This is a genomic window from Lactobacillus sp. UMNPBX4, assembly GCF_002554115.1.
GTDB classification, from domain to species: Bacteria; Bacillota; Bacilli; order Lactobacillales; family Lactobacillaceae; genus Lactobacillus; species Lactobacillus gallinarum.
In genome coordinates, this window is the sequence record NZ_PCZF01000125.1 from 1 (window position 1) to 982 (window position 982).

The 982-nt window shown below is 40.9% G+C and carries 1 protein-coding gene; it reads left to right on the plus strand.

The genetic code is table 11. The annotated features are described in order from the left end of the window. Positions 1-982 (plus strand): RNA-guided endonuclease TnpB family protein (locus tag CP355_RS10000; RefSeq protein ID WP_098044453.1); only part of this gene is annotated, 982 nt, incomplete at both ends.

Sequence of the window (982 nt, forward strand, 5' to 3'; positions counted from 1 at the left end):
CGCTTTTATCCTAGTTCTAAGCAAAAGAAAATCATCAAGCTAAACTATGATGCGCAGCGCTTTGTCTACAACTCTTATGTAGGACGCAATCGAAGCAATTATCATGCTAAGCACTATTTAGCTGTTAGACAATATCAAGCAATGCCTTTTGCCTTTTCTACTCTTAATAGCTATGAAGCCCAACTGGCAGAAAAAGTAGTCGCCAATAACGAGTTATTGGCTAAGCCAAGGAATATCCGCGATACTTATAGCTTTTTACGCGTTAAAGAAATTGATAGCCTCGCTATTGCCAACGCTATTCAGAACTACCAGAAAGCTTGGAGCAACTATCGCAAGATTGGTCATGGAATCCCAACTTTCCATAAAAAACGCAGCGACTGGTCATATCAGACCAACTGTCAATATCCTAAGCAAAAAGAAGCTTTTCTTGATAACGGGACAGCTAGATTTATTGATGCTAAACATATTAAACTGCCTAAACTGGGTATCGTCCGCATTGCTGGTTTTAGAAGGCTAATCAAAGAGCGTTTGCTTAACCACATCCCAACTAGAATTGGCACAGTCACGATTAAAAAGACCGCTGACGAGCAATTCTACTTATCAATGCAATTAGGCAGCGATACTGCTTTTGTCAAGGAATTGCCTAAGACGCAGAGTCAAATTGGCATTGACCTTAACCTTGATAATTTCTTAACGGAGTCAAATGGATCAATGGTTGTCAATCCACGTTTTTACTGTAAAGCAAAAAAGAAGCTTGCCCATGCCCAACGTGTCTTGTCTCGCAGGCAGCGCCGGGCTAAAAAAGGAGGACGCAATTTGCGGCTAGCAAAAAACTATCAAAAACAGCGCTTGGTAGTAGCTAAACTGCACGACAAGATCAGAAGACAGCGTAATGACTTCTTGCAAGTACTCTCAACTGCACTAATCAAAAACCACGATTTAGTAGTTGCCGAGGAACTAAGAAGCAGAAATCTGTTAAAGA